The sequence below is a fragment of the Streptomyces sp. NPDC002851 genome, assembly GCF_053591935.1.
On record NZ_JBSFUT010000045.1, the window covers coordinates 52928 to 67549 of the forward strand.

Here is a 14622-nt window from a genome sequence, read left to right on the forward strand (position 1 = left end):
CGTGGGATGAGTATCGGAATCCTGGGCGGGATGGGCCCGTTGGCCACCGTCGACTTCTACCGGAAGGTGATCGAGGCGACCCCGGCCGGGGTCGACCAGGACCATCTGCCGGTGGTGGTGTGGGCCGACCCGACGGTCCCGGACCGCTCGGCGGCCCTGACCGGCCGCGGCCCCGACCCGACGCCGTGGCTGGTCCGCGGCGCGCACCGCCTGGAGGCAATGGGAGCGCGGGCCATCGCCACGCCCTGCAACACCGCGCACGCGTTCCTCGACGAGGTACGGAGCAGCGTGCGCGTCCCGATGCTCGACATGATCGCGGAGACGGTCTCCGAGATCCGCTCCTGCCACCCGGACGTGGCGTCGGTGGGGCTCCTGGCCACCACCGGCACGGTCCGCGCCGGGCTCTACCAACGGGCCCTGGAGGCCGAGGGGCTGCGGGTCGTGGCGCCCGGCGAACTGACCCAGGGCGAGGCCGTGACGGGCGCCATCCGCCGGGTCAAGGCGGGCGGGCCCGACGCGGCCGCGGCCTGCCTGATCGAGCGGGCCTCCGAGGAGCTGGCCTCCCGGGGCGCGGGCCTGCTCGTGGCCGGCTGCACCGAACTGCCGCTGCTCCTGGGCGAACTGAGCGCAGACCTCCCGGTCGTCGACCCCACGGCAGTCCTGGCCCGAGCCACGGTACGAGCGACCCTGGCCCTGACTGCGGCCTGACGAGGGCCGCCTTCAGGGCCGCCCCACCTGGCGGCCCGCCGCAAAGACATGGCGGACGCGGCGCAGGTCGCTCAACTCCCGCAGCGGGTTGCCGTCGACGACGATGAGGTCGGCGCGCATGCCGGGGGTCAGGGTGCCCGTGTCCGGGAGATCAAGGGCGCGGGCGGCGTTGACGGTCGCCATGGTGAGGATTTCGTGGTTCTCGAAGCCCAGCGAGGCGAAGAATTCGAGCATGCCGACGTAGTCGCCGAAATGGGCCCCTGGTACGCCCGCGTCCGTGCCCGCGATGAACCGGACACCTGCCTTTCGCATTTCCTGAATGACCTCGATCATTGCCTGCGCCCGCTCCGGGCCCATTTGATCGAGGAACAACTGCCAGTCTCCGGAGACGCAGCGGCAGACGGCTACGTCGTTCTCGACCATACGGTCGGTGATCGCCGGGTCGTAGACGATGCCCTCCGCGGTGCGCCAGGAGCAGTGCTCGATGGTGCGGACGCCTGCGTCCACGCACTGGGCGATCGTGTCCGTGCCGTGCGCGTGCGCGGCGACGCCCAGGCCGTGGCGTGCCGACTCCCGGACGATCAGGTGTAGTTGGTCCGGGGTGAACTGTGGTTCCCACATGCGGGGGCCGCCCGAGGTGAGTGCGCCGCCCGAGGCCATCACCTTGATCAGGTCGGCTCCGGCTGCCGCGTTGTGCGCGATCTGTGCTCGGATCTCGTCGTCCGTGGTCACTTCGCCGCCCAGAAAGCCGCAATGGCCGCCGCGTGCGGTCAGCGGCGTGGTCGCGGCGATGATGCGAGGGCCGGGGACGTTTCCGGTGTTGATCGAGGCGCGCAAGGCCAGCGTCAGGCCGTCGCGGTCGCCCAGGTCTCGTACGGTTGTCACCCCTGCGGCAAGGAGTTCCTTGGCTCGGGCTGTCATCGCCGTGGACAACTCGGCCGGGTCCGCCTCGGCCACCGTACGGATCAAGTTCGGGCCCGCGTCGAAGGCCAGGTGGACATGGCAGTCCACCAGACCGGGCATCACCGTCGCTCCGGGGCAGCGCAATCGTGGCACCTGCGCATCGACCGATGCGTCCAACTCGGCGGCAGCGCCGACCGCGACGATCGTTCCGGAGTCGATCAATACTGCGCCGTCTGTGGTCAGCCCTTCCGTCGGGCCAGCCGGGCCAGCCGGACCAGCCGGACCTGCGATCACTCTGTCCGCAGTGATCAGTACCTTGCTCACGGGGTCCTTTCGCGCAGGGCCTGGGATATGGCGATGAGTTCGCGGGCGTCGGCGTCCAGGTCGCCGCTGACGGGTGCCGCGACGCGGACCGCTGAGGACAGTTCGGCGTGCTCGGTGTCCGGGGATTCGGGCGTGGGCGCCAGGGACAGTGCCTCAGTGATGTATCCGGCGAGTTGGTCGGGCGGTACGTGGGCCAGGTCGTCGGCGTCCGACGCGACCCGCGTCAGGTACGGGCTCAGGCGGAGCAAGCCGTCGCGGCATTCGATGAGACGCCGGTAGAACTGGAGCTCGTGCGCGCGGCGTTGGTAGAGGCGGCGCAGGCGCCGCCACCGTGAGCCGGCCGGTGCCCGGTCCAGGACGAGCTCCGGGTAGGCGGTGGTCAGGGCCGTCCACAGGGGAGTGAGCTCGTGGTACATGCGGCGGTGGTGGGCCATCGACCGTAGTCGGGCGATGAGTTGCACGGAGGCCGAGTAGCAGATTCCGGTGAGGACTATCCCCATGCTCCAGTTGGACAAGGACCAATTGACCGTGTTGAACGCCTCGTTCGACCCGGGTTCTCCGATGCGCAGCACCACCAGGATCGTTCGATTGACGGAAGTCACCATCAGGCCCAGGAGTCCAAGGGCCGTTATCCGCAAGCCGATTCCTAGATGCCGGGCCGCCTTGCGGGCGTAGTGCAGGGTCCAGCGCGCGGAGGTCAGATAGGCGTACACGAAATAGGCGTTGCCGATGACGTAGAACGCGGCGATGGCCGGTTCCGCCATGTACGGGGTGCTCAATGAATGGGCGCGCATCGCCGCTGGTGTGGCCACCATGGAGATGGTCAATGCCGAAAGGACTGCGGCAAGCAGGCCCGTGTGGATGCGGAGGTTTCGGTGGTATGTCCCGTCCGTGCCGCGAATCGCGCAGGCGAAGAAGAGATTGAGGGCGCACAGGCCGGACATGTAGATCCCGTTGAATGCCAACTTGCCCACGCCCACGGCCGAGGCCGAATCCACCGCGCCATTGATCTCGGGGAAGCTCAGTATTTCGCCGGTCAGTAGCAGGAGCAGGCACGAGACCAGGAGGCGCAGTGCGCGGTCGTGCGGGGCGCGCGCCAGGTCGACGCCCTTCCACAGCACTCCGATGCTCAGCAGGATGATGAGAGGAACCTGGAACATTACATCCACCCCCAGCGCGGGTGCAGTGCGGAACGGAGCGGACCAAGGTCGGGATCCTCGGGATCCTCCGAGTCATGGGGAATGACGTGGTCCAGTACCGCCGCCCACTCCAGGATGATCGTCGCCACCAGTTCGGCCTCGTGTTCGCGTTCTTCCTCGTAAGCGGTGCGTCGTAGCGCCTTGTTGATGACGTCGTACGGGATATCCGGCAGCAGGGTCTGCCAGACCACGGGGTCGGACTCGTCGCTCGTATCGTCGGCGATGATATGGCCGACTTCGTGCAGGATGATGTGGTCCTGATGCGCCGGACTCGTCTCCTCCTGGTAGAAGATGTAATCCGCCGTATTCGTGGCGATCCACAGCCCGAAGGGACCCGGTACCGGCAGGGAATGCGGGACCAGGCGAATCGGGCGACCTCGGTAGTCGCCGAGAAGTCGGCACAGTTCGCGTACTTGGAGCGGAGGGCTCACCCCGAGGTCTCGAAGGATGCGCTTGCAGCGCTTCCGTAGTTTTCGCTCGTTCAAAGCCGAGTCTCCGCAGCGAAAGATGTGAAGTGGGGGGCCGTGGCTGCCCAGTTGATGATTGTCAATGGCCGCATCGTGTGCAAGGGGTGAAGGATCCTCCACGGCGATGTTGACTCAAATGGGATGTCGACCTGCCCCGGCTTAGCTGTCTGACCTGCCCTTGCTTGGCGATTGATCGTTATTGTTCGAGTTCGGTCAGCTCTCTTGTGGCTGGTGATCGCCCATGGGAAAGTTACCCGCGGTTTGCGATGCCGCCGCTGCCTGCCACAGGCCAGTTGGCGGTCCGAATACCCCTGAGCACGGCCTGACCACCCGTACTCAGGAGCCACTCGGCGATCCCGAGTGGCAGCTCCTTGCACGGCCCGAATTGCCCGGAACCCGGACAAGAAAGGTCTGGTTGACACCAGTGAGATTGATCCCAGCGAGAGCTTCCACAGCTTCCACGCGAAGATTTCGCGCGCTCGTCCCCGTCGCCGCCCTCGCCGTAGGACTGCTCGCGGTCCCTGCCGCGCAGGCCGAGGCTCCCCTCGATCTCCGCCTGGCGCGGCCCGGGACCGCGATATCCGGCAGCTGGATCGCGGTGCTTGACGACACCACCGCCGGCTCCATGGCGAGCACCTCGGTCCGTACGGTCGCGGAGGACCTGTCCGACAGCTACGGCGGCAACCTCAGCCGCGTCTACCGCTCCTCGGTGCGCGGCTTCTCGGTGAAGATGTCCGAGGCGGAGGCCCGTCGGCTCGCCGCCGACCCCCGCGTCGCCTACGTCGAGCAGGACGCCGTGGTGCACCTCGACGAACGCAAGCCGCGCCGCGGCAAGAAACAGCCTGGCGGCACCCAGCCCGGCGCCACCTGGGGCCTCGACCGCATCGACCAGCGCCAGCTGCCGCTCGACGGCTCGTACACGTACAGCACCACCGCCTCCAACGTCCACGTGTACGTCATCGACACCGGAGTGCGCACCAGCCACAGCGAGTTCGGCGGCCGGGCGACCATCGGTACCGACACCGTCGGCGACGGCCAGAACGGTAACGACTGCCACGGCCACGGCACCCACGTCGCCGGAACCGCCGCCGGTTCGACGTACGGCGTCGCCAAGGGCGCCTCGGTCGTCGGCGTACGCGTCCTCAACTGCCTGGGTTCGGGCACCACCTCCGGAGTCATCGCCGGTGTCGACTGGGTGACCGCCCACGCCGCCAAGCCCGCCGTGGCCAACATGAGTCTCGGCGGCGGGGCCAGCCCGTCCCTGGACAAGGCGGTCCAGAAGTCGATCGCGTCCGGTGTCAGCTACGCCATCGCCGCGGGCAACGGCAACATCATCGGCCTCCCGGAGGACGCGTGCGGGGCCTCGCCCGCCCGGGTACCGGAGGCGATCACGGTCGGCGCTACGGACAAGACCGACACGAAGGCGTCCTGGTCCAACTACGGCACTTGCCTGGACCTGTTCGCCCCGGGCGTGGGCATCACCTCCGCCTGGAACGGCAGCGACACCGACACCGACACGATCAGTGGCACCTCGATGGCCACCCCGCACACCGCCGGTGTCGCCGCGCTCTACCTCGCCGGTCACCCCTCGGCCACCCCGGCGCAGGTCAGCAGCGCCCTCGCGGCCAACGCCACCAGCGGCGTGGTCAAGAGCGCGGGCAGCGGCTCCCCGAACAGGCTCCTCCACTCACTGTTCTGAGAGTCACGGACCGGCACGACCTCGGCCGCCCGGCGCTCCCCGCCGGGCGGCCCTCCCGTGCCTTCGGTCTTCGCCGTTCATCGCCGTCAGGGCCGGTACACCATCCCCGGCTCCGGGGTCGCCGGAGCCATCAGCTGAGGCACCGTCACAAAGGTGTAGCCCCGCTTCTTCAGGGCCTCGATGATGCCCGGCACTGCAGGCACCGTGCCGTCGTAGATGTCGTGGAGCAGGATGATGCCATCCTGTTCCGTCTGTTCGAGGACGCGCTTCTTGATGAGGTCGGAGTCGGTGGTCGAGTAGTCCTTCGCCGTGACGCTCCAGAGGATCTGGGAGAGGCCCAGTTCCTTGCAGACCTTGGTGACATCGTTGTCCGTACGTCCCTGGGGCGGGCGCATCAGTACCGGCTTGCGGCCGGTGATGTCGGCGATCGCGTCCTGGGTGCGCTTCAGCTCCGCGCGTATCTCCGCGGGCTTGCGGTCCGTGAGGATCTTGTGCGTCCAGGTGTGGTTGGCGACCTCGTGGCCCTCGTCCGCGATCCGCCGCACCAGGTCCGGATGCTTCATGACGTGGTTCTTGCCGAGCAGGAAGAAGGTCGCGGGGACCTTCTCCTTCTTCAGCGTGTCCAGGAGCTGCGGGGTGTCCTTGCCGGGGCCCGCGTCGAACGTCAGCGCCACGCACTTCGCCTTACGGCAGTCCACCGAGCCCAGCGCCCCCTTGGCATCGGCGGCCGCCTCGGTCCTGACCTCCTTCGGCGAGACCGTACTGCCGCAGCCGCCGAGCGCCAGGGTGAGCGCGGCGGCCGCTGCGAGCGCCGCGCCGACGCGTCCAAGGAGCCGTCCGGCCCCGGCCCCGGTCTCGGCCCGATTCGTTGAACTCGTTGCACGGTTGTGCTGCATACGGCGCTTCCCCTCGCTCGTTCGTACCGGCGGTCCACCGGCGCACAGGAGGAGGGGACAGGTCAGGCGCGGGTTCCCCCAGGGGGTGTGTGATCACCCACAGGCGGTACGGGGGTGTGACGCGGCGGTACGAGGATGCGGGGCGGTGGTGCGGGGTGCGTGACGCGCCACGACCGGCCCAAGGTCCGCTGGCCCGGCCGCCGCGTGGTGTACGTCTCGGGGCGCGTCCCATGTCTTCGGGCGCCCCTAAGACGTATCGAACGCATCGAAGGAGAGCCCATGAACGAATACCTCCCCGTGGAGCTGCTCGCCGACCCGGCCGTACGCGCCTTCGTCACCGCCCTCAATGCCCAGGACCGGGAGGCCTTCCAGGCCGCGCTCGCCCCGGACGCGAGCATGTCGGACGACGGCACCGAGCGAGATCTCGCCGAGTGGACGGAGCGGGAGATCTTCTCCTCCAACGGCCGGATGGCCGTCGAGTCGCAGTCCGACGACGGCCTGACCCTCGTGGCCCGCTACAGCAATGACACCTGGGGCGAGATGCGCACCCGGTGGCAGTTCACGGTCGAGGGTGGCAAGGTCAAGCGGTTCGAGACCGGGCAGGCGTAGCGGCAGGCGTAGCGACAGACGCAGCAGCAGTCGCCGCACGGCAGCGGACATGACGGAGCAACAGATCGGTGGCGCCTAGTAGTTGACTGTTCGTCAGATATATGGATCCTCGGGGTCATGACTGCGGACACCACAGGGACCGGACGTGCACTGGGCTCCATCGATCTGCTCGAGGACACCTGGGCCCGAGGCGTGCCGCACGAGCAGTTCGCGCTGCTGCGCCGCGAGGACCCCGTGCACTGGCACGAGATGCCCGACGGGCACCAGGGGTTCTTCGCCGTCACGCGGCACGAGGACATCGTGGCGCTCAGCCGGGACCCCGGGCTCTGGTCGGTCGAGCTGGGCTCGTTCTTCGTACGGGATCAGGAGCCCGCGGCCCTGGAGAGCCTGGCGCTCACGCTCGTCGGCATGGACCCGCCCAAGCACAGCCGCTACCGGCGCCTGGTCAATGCCGCCTTCGCACCCCGGATGATCCGCAAGCTGACCGAGGACATCGAGCGGCGGGCGCGGCTGCTCGCCGACCGGGTGGAGCCGGGCCGCGAGGTCGAGTTCGTCGAGGAGCTGGCCGCCCGCCTCCCGCTCCAGGTCATCTGCGAGATGGTCGGCATACCGGCCGCCGACGAGGACCGGGTCTTCGACTGGTCCAACCGTATGGTCGGCTTCCAGGACCCCGACTTCCGTACCTCCGAGGAGGACGGACAGATCGCCGCCGCCGAGATCTACGCCTACTGCGACACCCTCGCCACCGCCCGCAGGGACGAGCCGCGCGACGACATCCTCAGCGCGCTGGTGCACGGTGAGGTGGACGGGGAGCGGCTGAGCACCCACGAGATCAACATGTTCTTCGTGACGCTGTGCGTGGCCGGGAACGAGACCACCCGCAATCTGCTCTCGAGCGCCCTGCTCACGCTCGTCGAACACCCCGCCGCCCGGGCCGAGTTGACCGCCGGGATCGACGACGACGCGCTCTGGGCCGGTGCCGTGGAGGAACTCCTTCGCTGGAACGGGTCCATCCACAACTTCCGGCGGACCGCTACCCGGGACACCGAGATCCGTGGCGTTCCCGTCAAGGCGGGCCAGAAGGCGGTCCTCTACTACACCTCGGGCAACCGCGACGAGGCCGTCTTCACCGACCCGGACGTCCTCGACCTGCGCCGGACGCCGAACGACCACCTCACGTTCGGCGGCGGCGGGCCGCACTACTGCCTCGGCGCGGGGCTCGCCAGGACCGAGATCAAGGGGCTGCTCCGGGCGCTGCTCCGCCGTTTCCCGGACGTCGAACTGACCGGGGAGCCACGGCGGATGCGCTCGGACTTCATCAACGGGATCAAGCATTTGCCGGTGCGGTTCCGGTAGCCACCGGTAGCCATACGGGTTCTTCGGCCCCCTGGCCCTCAGGCGATACGCACCGCCGTGCCCGCCACGTGCACGCGCGGGTCGCCCGCGCGCAGCGTCACCGTGAGGGTGCCCGGGCGGCCCATGTCCTCGCCCTGCCGGATGGTGAACTCCGACTCCTCGGCGGTCAGGCCGAGTTCACGGGCGTACGCGCCGAACGCGGCCGCCGCGGCGCCGGTCGCCGGGTCCTCGACGACGCCGCCCACCGGGAACGGGTCGCGGGCGTGGAAGAAGTCCTGCGACTCCCGCCACACCAGCTGGACCGTGGTCAGTTCGAGGCGGTGCATCAGGGCCTCGAGGCGCGTGAAGTCGTAGTCGAGCGCGGCCAGGCGTTCGCGGGTCGCGGCGGCGAGGACGAGGTGGTTGTTGCCCGCGAACGCGATCCGCGGCGGCAGCGCCGGGTCGAGGTCCGCGGCCGCCCAGTCGAGCGCGCCGAGCGCCTCGGTCAGGTCGGCCGCGGCGACCTCCTTGACGTGCGGCGGCACGCTGCTGAGTGTGGCCCGCAGCTCCCCGGCGGCCTCCGCGACGGTGACGGGCACGGTGCCCGCGGGCGTCACGAACACGTAATCGCCGGGGCCGCTCTTGCGCTCCGCGAGGGCGACCGCGGTGGCGACGGTGGCGTGACCGCAGAAGTTGACCTCGTCCTTCGGGCTGAAGAAGCGGAGGGTGTACGCCCGCTCGTGGTCGGCGAGGTGCTCGGGCGGGGCCGTCAGGAAGGCGGTCTCGCTGTAGCCGAGCTCGGCGGCGATGGCGAGCTGCGCGGCGTCGTCGAGGCCGGTGGCGTCCAGGACGACGCCCGCGGGGTTGCCGCCGTTCGGGTCCGCGGAGAAGGCGGTGTAGCGGAGGACTTCGGGGTGGGTGCGCTCGGTCATGTCGCGATCAACGTGCGGGTGGGCGGGGGCATTCCCGCCCCCTGCCGGTCCTCGCCGTACCAGGCGACTTGGTCACCCTCGCCCGATATACGGCATATTCGTCGCCATCACCGTCGCGAACTGGACGTTCGCCTCCAGCGGCAGTTCCGCCATGTGCCGGACCGTCCGGGCCACGTCCGTGACGTCCATGACCGGCTCCGCCGCGAGCCGGCCGTCGGCCTGGAGGATGCCGGATTGCATGCGTTCGGTCATGTCCGTGGCCGCGTTGCCGATGTCGATCTGGCCGCAGGCGATCCGGTACGGACGGCCGTCCAGGGACAGGGACTTGGTCAGGCCCGTCATGGCGTGCTTGGTGGCGGTGTACGCGATCGAGTGCGGGCGCGGCACGTGGGCCGAGATGGAGCCGTTGTTGATGATCCGGCCGCCCTGCGGGTCCTGCGCCTTCATCTGCCGGTACGCCGCCTGGGCGCACAGGAACGCGCCGTTCAGGTTGGTGTCGACGACGTGGCGCCATGCCTCGTACGGCAGGTCCTCGACGGGGACGCCGCCCGGTCCGAACGTACCGGCGTTGTTGAAGAGCAGGTCGAGCCGCCCGAAGCGGCCCGCCACGGCGGTGAACAGGGCGGCCACTTGGTCGGGGTCCGATACGTCCGTGCGGAGCCACAGCGTGTCGCTTGCGGAGGCCGAAGCCGTCTGAGCGGCCAGGGCGGCTGTCTCCTCCAGCGTCTCCGTCCGGCGCCCGGCGAGCGCCACCGACCAGCCCGCGCGGGCCAGTTCGACGGCGACCGCGCGGCCGATTCCGGAGCCCGCTCCCGTCACCACCGCGATCTTCGTTTGCACCTCGTTCATGGCCCCGCAGGGTACGGGACGCCGGTCCACGCAGTGCTCATCCGTCCGCCATTCGACTGTTGTGTACGCGACAGGGTGGCGTCGGGCTCCGGCACTCGAATTCCCCTGAACAGAATCGTCAGGGGAGGGGCCGATGACACCCGCAGCTCAGTCACGCCAGGACTCGGCACAGCGAGGGGCACAGTACGCCCGCGAACTGCGCGCCGCCGCCCGCCACTTGGGCCGCCGCCGCTTCCTCACCACCACCGGCGCGGCCGCCGCGCTCGCCTTCGCGGCCCAGCTGCCCGGCGCCGGGGCGGCGGCCGCCGCCGAGCTCGACGCGCGCCGGATCACCGACGACCCGTTCACGCTCGGCGTGGCGTCCGGCGACCCGCAGCCCGGCTCCGTGGTGCTGTGGACCCGGCTGGCCCCCGCACCGTACGCGCCCGACGGCGGACTGCCCGCCCAGCGCGTCGCCGTCGAGTGGCAGCTCGCCCACGACGCCCGCTTCCAGCGCGTCATCCGGCGCGGCGAGGCCACCGCGCATCCCGAGTTCGGGCACTCCGTGCACGTCGAGGCCGAGGGCCTGCAGCCGGGCCGCGCGTACTACTTCCGTTTCCGCGCCGGGAGGTGGGTCAGCCCCGTCGGCCGTACGAAGACCGCGCCCACGCCCGAGGCGCAGCTCTCCTCGCTGAAGCTCGCCGCCGTGTCCTGCCAGGGCTACCACCACGGCTACTTCACCGCGTTCCGGCACCTGGCCGCCGAGGACCTCGACGTCGTCTTCCACCTCGGCGACTACCTCTACGAGTACGCCGTCGACGCCGCGGGCGGGGAGCGCGGCTACGCCGGCGACCAGGCGCTGCCCGCGCACTTCAACCGCGAGATGGTCACGCTCGACGACTACCGGGCCCGCTACGGCCTCTACAAGTCCGACCCGGACCTGATCGCCGCACACGCCGCCCACCCCTTCGTCGTCACCTGGGACGACCACGAGACCGAGAACAACTACGCCGACGCCATCCCCGAGGACGGCGGCTCCTCCGAGGAGTTCCTGATCCGCCGGGCCGCCGCCTACCGCGCGTACTGGGAGAACCAGCCGCTGCGCACCCCGCAGCGCCCCGAGGGCCCGGACATGCGGCTCTACCGGCGGCTCCGCTTCGGTCGGCTCGCCCAGTTCGACGTACTCGACACCCGGCAGTACCGCTCCGACCAGGCGTACGGCGACAAGGCGCACCCCGCGGGCCCGGAGACGGACGACCCGGCGCGCACCATCACCGGCGCCACCCAGGAGCGCTGGCTGCTCGACGGCTGGCGCTCCTCGGACGCCGTCTGGAACGTGGTCCCGCAGCAAGTCGTGTTCTCGCAGCGCAAGTTGGATCTCAACGACGAGGCGAAGCTCAGCATGGACGCCTGGGACGGCTACCGGGCCTCGCGCTCCCGGGTCCTGGCCGGGGCCGCCGCGGCCGGGGTCGAGAACCTGATGGTGCTCACCGGCGACGTGCATGTGCACTACGCCTTCGACATCAAGAAGGACTTCGACGACCCGGACTCGCGCACCGTCGGCACCGAGATCGTCACCACCTCCATCGCCAGCGGCAGGGACGGCGCCGAGAAGCCCGCGAACTGGGACACCTACACCCGGGCCAACCCGCACATGAAGCTCTACAACGGCCGCCGCGGCTACGTCACCGTCGACCTCGGCACCGACTCCGCGCGCGCCGACTTCAAGACGGTCTCCGCGGTGACCACACCCGGGGCGCCGATCTCGACGGCGGCGTCCTTCGTCACGGAGGCGGGCGACCCGGGTCTGAAGCAGGTGTAACGGACGCGGGCCCGAAGCCGGTGTAACGGAACCGACGTCTCCCGTGACCGATGCGGCGCCCCCGAGCTGAGACCATGGGGCGACGCGACGGAACGGGAGGCTCGGAGTGACAGCGGTGGGCAAGCGTGCCACGCATCGGACGACGGAGGACCGGCCCTCGATACCGGAGGACCGGTCCTCCCGCCGCACCGGCCTCCTCGTCACCTTCCTCCTCGGCGGCCTCACCGCCGTACCGCCGCTCTCCATGGACATGTACCTTCCGGCCCTGCCGGAGGTCACCCGCGCCCTGTCCGCCCCCGCCGCCACCGTCCAGCTGACCCTCACCGCCTGCCTCGCCGGAATGGCGCTCGGGCAGCTCGTCATCGGCCCGATGAGCGACAAGTGGGGTCGCCGCCGTCCGCTGCTCGCCGGACTGCTCGTCTACATCCTCGCCACCGCGATCTGCGCGATCGCGCCCGGCGCCGAACTCCTCATCGCCTTCCGGCTCCTTCAGGGCCTCGCGGGCTCGGCCGGGATAGTGATCGCTCGGGCCGTGGTGCGGGATCTGTACGACGGCGTGGAGATGGCGCGGTTCTTCTCGACCCTGATGCTGATCTCCGGGCTCGCCCCGATCGTCGCTCCGCTCATCGGCGGGCAGGTGCTCCGCTTCACCGACTGGCGCGGCGTCTTCGTCGTCCTCACGGTGATCGGCGTCGCGCTCACGGTGCTTGTGTGGCGGCGTCTGCCGGAGACGCTCGCGTCGGGGCGGCGGCAGTCCGGCGGGGTCGGCGCGACCCTGTGCACCATGCGCGGCCTGCTCACCGACCGCGTCTTCACCGGCTACATGCTCGCCGGAGGCTTCGCCTTCGCCGCGCTCTTCGCGTACATCTCCGCCTCACCCTTCGTCGTCCAGGAGATCTACGGGGCGTCGCCGCAGACCTTCTCGCTGCTCTTCGGCGTCAACGCCGTCGGCCTGATGATCGTCGGCCAGATCAACGGCAAGATCCTCGTCGGCCGGGTCAGCCTCGACAAGGCCCTGACGGTCGGCCTGGTGGCGATCACCGTGGCCTCGGCGGCGCTGCTCCTGATGGCGACCGGTGTCTTCGGGCAGGTCGGCCTCGCCCCGATCGCCGCCGGGCTCTTCGTCCTGATGTCCGCGATGGGCCTGGCCATGCCCAACACCAACGCCCTCGCGCTGATGCGCACCCCGCACGCCGCGGGCTCCGGCTCCGCGCTGCTCGGCACCTCGTCCTTCCTCGTCGGCGCGGTCGCCTCGCCGCTCGTCGGCATCGCCGGGGAGGACACGGCGGTGCCGATGGCCGTGGTCCAGCTGAGCTGCGCCCTGGCCGCGATCTGCTGCTTCGTGGGGCTGTGCCGTCCGTGGCGCCGTAACGCCGACGGGGACGCGTGCGCTTACAGGGCAGAGAGCGCCGACAGGACCGACAGCACCGAGACGACTGGCAGTACTGATGGGACCGGCGGCACCGACGGGACCGGCGGCGCGGACCGGATCGGCAGCGCCGACAGAAGCGAGTGAGAGGGAGCGGAGCCCTGAGCCCACCACGCCTGCGCACCGGTACGCCCGAACGGGCCGGGCTCGACCCGCGGGAGCTCCGCCTTCTCGTCGACGAGGTGCGCGCCCTGCCCAGCGCCCGGCTCTCCGATCTCCGCGGGCCCGCGACGCCCGGCACCGCGGGCTCTGCCGCGAAGAGTGGGGACGCGGGCTCTGCCGCGAAGACCGGGGAGATCGCGAAGACCGGGGAGACCGGGGAGATCGGGGAGACGGGCCCCGGCCGCTGGTGCGCGGGCGTCGTGGTGCTCGCCGGGCGCGGCCCGGTGATCGCCGTCGAGGAGGCGTTCGGCTGGGCGGTGCGGCATCGCTCGTACGAAGAGGAACTGCCGGCACGCGACCGCGTCCCGATGACCGTCGACACCCCCTTCGACCTGGCCTCCCTCACCAAGCTCTGCACCTCGGTGGCGGCGGTGCAGCAGATCGAACGCGGCACCCTCGGCATCGACGCCCGGATCGGGGCGTACGTCCCCGAGTTCACGGCCGCCGCGGAGCACGGCATCACGGTGCGCCAGCTGCTCACGCACACCTCGGGCCTGCGCCCCGAACTCCCGCTCTACGCCTTGCCGGACGCCGCGTCCCGGCTCGCCGCGCTGCGCACGGAGGAGCCGATCACGGAGCCGGGCGGGGCGTACCGCTACTCGGACCTGAACATGCTGCTGCTCCAGCACGTCCTGGAGCGGATCACCGGCCACCGCCTGGACCGCCTGATCCACGACGGCATCACCCGGCCCCTCGGCATGCGCCACACCGCCTTCGGGCCGTGCCCGTCCGCGGCGGCCACGGAGGACCAGCGGCGGCCATGGGCGAAGCTCGACCGGGGCATGCTGCGGGGCGTCGTGCACGACGAGAACGCCTACGCGGTCGGCGGCGTCGCCGGGCATGCGGGTCTCTTCGGCACCGCCCGTGACCTGGCGATCTTCTCCCGCACCCTATTGAACGGCGGCGGCTACGGCACCGCCCGCATCCTCGGCCCCGACTACGTCGATCTGCTCCTGACCGAGCCCGGCCTGGGCTTCCAGGCCGGACCCGAACACGCCTGGTTCATGGGCGAGTTGGCCGGACCGGAGGCAGCGGGCCACACGGGGTTCACGGGCACATCGCTCGTCCTCGACCGCACGACGGACACGTTTCTGATCTTGCTGGCCAATACGGTCCACCCGAGACGGGGGACCCCGGACAGCGGGCCACGCTCGGCGGCGGGGACGCGGCTGGCGAGGGCGGTGCGGGGCGGGTCCTGACGCGGGCGCCTTTTGGTTCCCCACCCCGCCCCTTCCCGAAAGCTTGCAGCAGCTTCGGGGCTGCCGCCCCGGACCCCGCCGCAGATATCGCGCTGAACGCGCTCGTCCTC

Annotated in this window: 13 protein-coding genes; 7 read left to right on the forward strand and 6 right to left on the reverse strand. The window is 70.4% G+C overall.

The genetic code is table 11. The annotated features are described in order from the left end of the window. Positions 1-6: 6 nt before the first annotated feature. On the forward strand, positions 7-708 hold the full coding sequence (locus ACWD10_RS33470) for an aspartate/glutamate racemase family protein (protein WP_451097428.1): 702 nt from the start codon (positions 7-9) through the stop codon (positions 706-708). Between the two features lie 12 nt (positions 709-720). Here the strand turns inward: ACWD10_RS33470 and ACWD10_RS33475 are convergent, their stop codons facing one another. From ACWD10_RS33475 to ACWD10_RS33485, 3 genes are all read right to left on the reverse strand, one after another. Continuing rightward, on the reverse strand, positions 721-1833 hold the full coding sequence (locus ACWD10_RS33475) for an amidohydrolase family protein (protein ID WP_451097429.1): 1113 nt from the start codon (positions 1831-1833) through the stop codon (positions 721-723). Between the two features lie 98 nt (positions 1834-1931). After that, a complete protein-coding gene (locus ACWD10_RS33480) occupies positions 1932-3095 on the reverse strand; it encodes an MAB_1171c family putative transporter (protein ID WP_451097430.1) in 1164 nt (387 codons plus the stop codon). Beyond that, positions 3095-3619: a hypothetical protein gene (locus tag ACWD10_RS33485; protein WP_451097431.1), complete on the reverse strand. Its 525-nt coding sequence runs from the start codon at positions 3617-3619 to the stop codon at positions 3095-3097. The genes ACWD10_RS33480 and ACWD10_RS33485 overlap by 1 nt, the downstream gene beginning before the upstream one ends. Before the next feature lie 412 nt (positions 3620-4031). On the opposite strand from ACWD10_RS33485, the gene ACWD10_RS33490 reads away from it, so the two are divergent. After that, positions 4032-5300: a S8 family peptidase gene (locus ACWD10_RS33490; RefSeq protein WP_451097442.1), complete on the forward strand. Its 1269-nt coding sequence runs from the start codon at positions 4032-4034 to the stop codon at positions 5298-5300. An 86-nt stretch (positions 5301-5386) separates the two neighbouring features. On the opposite strand, the gene ACWD10_RS33495 is transcribed toward ACWD10_RS33490, so the two are convergent. Beyond that, positions 5387-6196: a polysaccharide deacetylase family protein gene (locus ACWD10_RS33495; protein WP_451097432.1), complete on the reverse strand. Its 810-nt coding sequence runs from the start codon at positions 6194-6196 to the stop codon at positions 5387-5389. 279 nt (positions 6197-6475) lie between these two features. Here ACWD10_RS33495 and ACWD10_RS33500 point away from each other — a divergent pair, with 279 nt between their 5' ends. Both ACWD10_RS33500 and ACWD10_RS33505 read left to right on the forward strand, forming a co-directional pair. Next, positions 6476-6805 (forward strand): nuclear transport factor 2 family protein, encoded by a 330-nt coding sequence (locus ACWD10_RS33500; protein WP_451097433.1) that lies wholly within the window; start codon positions 6476-6478, stop codon positions 6803-6805. Between the two features lie 117 nt (positions 6806-6922). Further along, complete coding sequence (locus ACWD10_RS33505; RefSeq protein WP_451097434.1) at positions 6923-8161, forward strand: cytochrome P450; 1239 nt, start codon at positions 6923-6925, stop codon at positions 8159-8161. A 38-nt stretch (positions 8162-8199) separates the two neighbouring features. Here the strand turns inward: ACWD10_RS33505 and ACWD10_RS33510 are convergent, their stop codons facing one another. Together ACWD10_RS33510 and ACWD10_RS33515 are read right to left on the reverse strand one after the other, a co-directional pair. Continuing rightward, on the reverse strand, positions 8200-9072 hold the full coding sequence (locus ACWD10_RS33510; RefSeq protein WP_451097435.1) for a PhzF family phenazine biosynthesis isomerase: 873 nt from the start codon (positions 9070-9072) through the stop codon (positions 8200-8202). A gap of 72 nt (positions 9073-9144) precedes the next feature. Beyond that, positions 9145-9921 (reverse strand): SDR family oxidoreductase, encoded by a 777-nt coding sequence (locus tag ACWD10_RS33515; RefSeq protein WP_451097436.1) that lies wholly within the window; start codon positions 9919-9921, stop codon positions 9145-9147. Positions 9922-10054: 133 nt separating this feature from the next. On the opposite strand from ACWD10_RS33515, the gene ACWD10_RS33520 reads away from it, so the two are divergent. The 3 genes from ACWD10_RS33520 to ACWD10_RS33530 all read left to right on the forward strand — a co-directional run bounded on the left by ACWD10_RS33520 (position 10055) and on the right by ACWD10_RS33530 (position 14512). After that, positions 10055-11722, forward strand: a complete 1668-nt coding sequence (locus ACWD10_RS33520) for an alkaline phosphatase D family protein (protein ID WP_451097437.1) — start codon at positions 10055-10057, stop codon at positions 11720-11722. Between the two features lie 160 nt (positions 11723-11882). Beyond that, a complete protein-coding gene (locus ACWD10_RS33525) occupies positions 11883-13238 on the forward strand; it encodes a multidrug effflux MFS transporter (protein WP_451097443.1) in 1356 nt (451 codons plus the stop codon). Continuing rightward, the gene (locus ACWD10_RS33530; protein ID WP_451097438.1) at positions 13235-14512 is read left to right on the forward strand and encodes a serine hydrolase domain-containing protein; all 1278 of its coding nucleotides are present in this window, start codon (positions 13235-13237) and stop codon (positions 14510-14512) included. Before ACWD10_RS33525 ends, ACWD10_RS33530 begins: the two co-directional genes overlap by 4 nt. Positions 14513-14622 lie beyond the last annotated feature (110 nt).

Excerpts from the sequence above, each read along its gene's own strand:
- ACWD10_RS33520 (WP_451097437.1), top strand. The coding sequence starts at position 10,055 with ATGACACCCGCAGCTCAGTCACGCCAGGACTCGGCACAGCGAGGGGCA.
- ACWD10_RS33515 (WP_451097436.1), bottom strand. The coding sequence starts at position 9,921 with ATGAACGAGGTGCAAACGAAGATCGCGGTGGTGACGGGAGCGGGCTCC.
- ACWD10_RS33510 (WP_451097435.1), bottom strand. The coding sequence starts at position 9,072 with ATGACCGAGCGCACCCACCCCGAAGTCCTCCGCTACACCGCCTTCTCC.
- ACWD10_RS33500 (WP_451097433.1), top strand. The coding sequence starts at position 6,476 with ATGAACGAATACCTCCCCGTGGAGCTGCTCGCCGACCCGGCCGTACGC.
- ACWD10_RS33495 (WP_451097432.1), bottom strand. The coding sequence starts at position 6,196 with ATGCAGCACAACCGTGCAACGAGTTCAACGAATCGGGCCGAGACCGGG.
- ACWD10_RS33505 (WP_451097434.1), top strand. The coding sequence starts at position 6,923 with ATGACTGCGGACACCACAGGGACCGGACGTGCACTGGGCTCCATCGAT.
- ACWD10_RS33480 (WP_451097430.1), bottom strand. The coding sequence starts at position 3,095 with ATGTTCCAGGTTCCTCTCATCATCCTGCTGAGCATCGGAGTGCTGTGG.
- ACWD10_RS33470 (WP_451097428.1), top strand. The coding sequence starts at position 7 with ATGAGTATCGGAATCCTGGGCGGGATGGGCCCGTTGGCCACCGTCGAC.